This is a genomic window from Chromobacterium aquaticum (genome assembly GCF_021129195.1).
Taxonomy (GTDB): Bacteria; Pseudomonadota; Gammaproteobacteria; order Burkholderiales; family Chromobacteriaceae; genus Chromobacterium; species Chromobacterium aquaticum.
The window spans coordinates 1-4,534 of the sequence record NZ_JAJOHW010000237.1; the positions used below are offsets into that span (position 1 = coordinate 1).

Consider the following 4,534-nt stretch of genomic DNA (forward strand, 5'->3'; position numbering starts at 1 on the left):
GCCGCGCGCCTGGCCGCCGCCGGCCGCGTCGTCGCCTTCGGTCTTAAACCCAGCCGGCCGGAAACCGGCTTCGGCTATATCGAAACCGGCGCCGCCATCGGCGCGGACGGCCTGGAAGTGGCGTGCTTCGTGGAAAAGCCGGACCTCGCCGCCGCCGAACGCTATCTGGCCGATGGCCGCCATCTGTGGAACAGCGGCATGTTCTGCTTCGCCGCCGCCAGCCTGCGCGCGGCGCTGGCCGAGCATGCGCCGCAAGTGTTGGCCGGCGTGGAAGCCAGCCTGGCGGCAAGCCGGGCCGTGGAGGATGGCGGCGTTCGCCAGCGCGAGCTGGACCGCGCCGGCTTTGTCCGCTGTCCGGATATTTCCATCGATTACGCGGTGATGGAGCGCATCGCGACGGCGGCGGTGGTGCCGTGCGAGCTGGGCTGGAGCGATATCGGCGCCTGGGACAGCCTGGCCGCGCAGTTTCCCGCCGACGCCGACGGCAACCGCGTCAGCGGCGAAGCGCTGCTGCAAGGCAGCCGCGATTGCTTCATCCAGAGCCGCGGCCGGCTGATCGCCGCGCTGGGCGTGGACAATCTGGTGGTGGTCGACACCCCGGACGCGCTGCTGGTGGCGGACCGCTCGCGTTGTCAGGAGGTGCGCGAACTCAGCGGCCGGCTGCGGCGGCAAGGCCACCCCAGCTGGCGAGAGCATTTGAGTTCGCAACGGCCCTGGGGCCATTACACCGTGCTGGCCGACAGCGAGCGCTACAAGATCAAGCGCATCGTGGTGAAGCCGGGCGCGTCCCTGTCCCTGCAGATGCATCACCACCGCAGCGAGCACTGGATCGTGGTCAGCGGCACCGCGCGGGTGACGCATGGCGACACGGAACGGCTGGTGTACACCAATGAATCCACCTTCATCCCGGCCGGGGAAAAACATAGGCTGAGCAATCCCGGCCTGATCGACCTGGTGTTGATCGAAGTGCAGAGCGGCGAATACCTGGGCGAGGACGACATCGTGCGCTTCGCCGACGACTACGGCCGCACGGAGGCGCGGCCGTGAGCCGCACCGCGCTGATCCTGCCGGTGCGCAACGCCGGCCGCCATCTGGACCGGCTGCTGCCGGCGCTGGCGGCGCAAAGCCTGCGCCCGGACGAATGGCTGGTGCTGGACAGCGAGTCCAGCGACGACAGCAAGGCGCGCCTGCTCGCCGCCGGCGCCAGCGTGGTGTCGGTGCGCGCGGCGGACTTCAACCACGGCGGCACCCGCCGGCTGGCCAGCGAGTTGTGCCGCGCCGAGGTGCTGATCTATCTGACCCAGGACGCGATACCGGCGGACCCGGACGCGCTGCGCCGGCTGCGCGACGCGGTGCTGGCGGAAGACGATATCGGCGTCGCCTACGGCCGCCAGCTGCCGCAGCCGGACGCCGGCCTGCTCGGCGCGCACGCGCGCCGCTTCAACTATCCGCCGCTCAGCCGCACCAAGCGGCTGGCCGATGCCGCCGAGCTGGGCATCAAGACCTGTTTCAGTTCCGATTCCTTCGCCGCTTACCGCCACGCGGCGCTCAAGGCCGTCGGCGGCTTTCCCGCCGACGTGATCGGCACCGAGGACGCCCATGTCGCCGGCCGGCTGCTGCTGGCCGGCTGGGCGGTACGCTACGAGGCAGACGCCCGCGTCCATCACTCCCACGACTACGGCCTGCTGGAAGAAATGCGCCGTTATTTCGACATCGGCGTGTTCTACGGCCGCGAGCGCTGGATCGCCCAACACTTCGGCCGCGCCGGCGGCGAAGGACGGCGCTTCCTGCGCTCGGAACTGGCCGCGGTGCGCGGCGCCGGCCAGCCGTGGCGGCAGCCGGAAGTGCTGCTGCGCAGCGCGCTCAAGCTGACCGGCTACCGGCTGGGCCACGCCGAACGCTGGCTGCCGCCCGCGCTCAAGCGCCGGCTCAGCCTGTTCCCCGGCTATTGGAAATGAATCTGGACCCGCGATGAAGACACAGCGCCTCCCTCTATTCAGCTTGCTCGCCCTTTGCGGCGGGCTGGCCGCCTGTTCCACCCCCAGCACCATCGCCTTGCCGGACGGCAAGACCGTGGAGGCGCGGCAGCTGGCGCTGCGCGACATCAGCCAGCTGCCGCCGCCGGTGACGCGGGTGATGAACGGCGACACCCTGCGCATCGTCCGCGACGCGCAATCGCCGGCGGAAAAGGACGAAATGAGCTTGTTCTTCGTGCGCCCGGACGGCAGCTTCGCCTATCCGCACGCCGGCACCGTGCGCGGCGGCGGCCGCACGCCGGAGGAAATAGGCGCGGAGATCACCAAGCGGCTGTCCACGCTGTACCGCCAGCCGCAAGTCACCGTCAACATCGCCATCGCGCCGGGCAACCGCGTCTTCGTCGGCGGCGCGGTGCGCAATCCCTCGGCTTTCGAACTGAGCGCCGCCGCCAGCATCGAGCAGGCGGTGATAGGCGCCGGCGGCGTGCTGCCGTCGGCGGACAGCGAACACGTGGCGCTGCTGCGCATGGACGAGGCCGGCTTGTACCAGATCTATTTCAGCGATCTGGCGCGCATGCTGGACCCGGCCGCCGGACGGCGCGGCGTGATGCTGCAGCGCGGCGACATCGTGTTCGTGCCCAAGTCCGCCATCGGCAAGGCGGTGGAGGGCGTGGACATGTACGTCAACCAGTTGCTGCCGTTCTCCAAGGCGATAGGCATAGGCCTCAACTACGACCTGGGCGGCAAGGGCAGCAACAACGTCAACATTCAGAACAACCCCACCATCAAGGCCGGCAATTAGCGGGCGACCCAGACATGATAGAAATCCGTTCCTTCCGCGACCTGGCCCGCCTGTTTTTCATCTACCGGCGCGAATTCAAATGGGCGTTCGCCGCCACCGTGCTGGTGGCGGTGCTGGGCGCCTTCCTGCTGCCGGCGCGCTACGAATCCGAGGCGCGGCTGCTGGTCAAGCCGGGCCGCGATACCAGCACCCTGCCCATCGAATACGCCGACCGCCAGACGCTGGTGGCGCCCAGCACCCAGCGCGACCCCATCGTCGACGAGGAAAAGCTGCTGACCGGACGGCCCATCATCCATCAGGTGGCCGAATACTATTTGAGCGAGATGCGCGCGCCGCCGCCGCAGGGCGGCTGGCAAACCCTGAAATTCCATTTGAAGCAGGCGGCGTCCGCGGTGCTGGACTGGGCGCGCGACGCGCTGGCGCTGCTTGGGCTGGTGGAGGCGCAGACCCCGGCGGAACGGCTGGCGGCCAAGCTGGAGAAACAATTCAGCGTCAGCCACCAGAGCGGCTCGGCGGTGATGGAAATCGCCTTCAGTTGGGACGACCCGGAGGTGGCGCGGCAAGTGCTGGCCAAATGGCTGGCGCTGTACATCGATGAGCGCAGCCGCGCGCTGGGCCGCAAGAGCCTGTATCAGTTCTACGACGCGGAAAGCGGCAAGCTGGCCGCGCAGATCGCCGGCTACAAGGCGCAGATCGGCCAGCAACTGCGCCAGATCGACGGCATCAGCTCCAAGGAGCGGCTGGACAGCCTCACCGACCAGCTCAACAAGCTGGAAGCGGCGCGCAGCGCCGATCAGGCGGAATGGATGGCGGTGCAGGGCGGCATCGCCAATGCCCAGGCCAGCGGCGGCAAGCTGCCGCGTGAAATCACCAAGGAGCGCGAGCTGAGCCTGAATCCGGCACAGCAGGATCTCAAGCTCAAACTCAACGGCCTGGAGCTGGAGCGGCTGGACAAGCTCAAGACCTATCTGCCGGACGCGCCGCCCATCCGCGAACTGGATGAGAGCATCGCCGCGATCAAGGCCTTGATCGCGGCGATCAAGGCCTTGATCGCGCGGCAGAAGGACACCGTGCAGCGCTCGGAAAACCGCGCGCCCAATGACCTCGTCAACCTGCTGGAACGCGGCAAGCTGGAACGCGGCATGCGCGCCGGCGAGCTCAAGGCCAAGGTGGCGGCTTACGACAAGGCCATCGCCGCGCTGAAGGACGAACGCGCGCGCATCCTCGGCGTGGAGCCGGAACTGTCGCGGCTGGAGCGCAATCTGGCGGTGGCGGAAAAGAACTACCTGCTCTACCGCGACAGCCTGGAAAAGGCGCGCATAGACCGCGAACTGGACAACAGCCGCATCAGCAATATCGCGGTGATAGAACAAGCCACCTTCAGCCCGGCGCGGGTGTTTCCCAAGAGCCTGGCCATCCTGCTGGCGGCGCTGCCGGCCGGCGCGGCGGTGGGTTTGTTCGCGCTCTATCTGTGCTACTTGCTGGACCAGCGCATCCACGACGGTGGCGGTGTCGAACGCCGCTTCCAGGCGCCGTTGTGGAGCACCTTGCCGGAACTGGAACCGGGGGCGGAGCCGCCGCCCGCCTTCGAGGCCGGCGTCTACCGCCTCTACGGCCAACTGCCGGCCGACAAGCTGGCGCGCGACGGCCTGGTCATCGGCCTGGTGTCGTCGCGGCGCGGCGAGGGCGTCAGCTTCGTCGCCCGCCACTTCCTGCGCGTGCTGGCCGAACGCGGCGTGCCGGCGCGGCTGGCGGC

General features: G+C 68.7%; 4 protein-coding genes. All 4 read left to right on the forward strand.

Features of this window, described 5'->3' with window-relative positions; genetic code table 11:
• Positions 1-1,047 (forward strand): mannose-1-phosphate guanylyltransferase/mannose-6-phosphate isomerase (locus LQT98_RS23335; protein WP_231465588.1); only part of this gene is annotated, 1,047 nt, incomplete at its 5' end.
• Positions 1,044-1,958: a glycosyltransferase family 2 protein gene (locus LQT98_RS23340; RefSeq protein ID WP_231465589.1), complete on the forward strand. Its 915-nt coding sequence runs from the start codon at positions 1,044-1,046 to the stop codon at positions 1,956-1,958. The genes LQT98_RS23335 and LQT98_RS23340, both read left to right, overlap by 4 nt.
• 13 nt (positions 1,959-1,971) lie before the next feature.
• Positions 1,972-2,778, forward strand: coding sequence for a polysaccharide biosynthesis/export family protein (locus LQT98_RS23345; RefSeq protein WP_231465591.1), 807 nt, complete (start codon positions 1,972-1,974; stop codon positions 2,776-2,778).
• A 14-nt stretch (positions 2,779-2,792) separates the two neighbouring features.
• Positions 2,793-4,534 (forward strand): GumC family protein (locus LQT98_RS23350; RefSeq protein WP_231465592.1); only part of this gene is annotated, 1,742 nt, incomplete at its 3' end.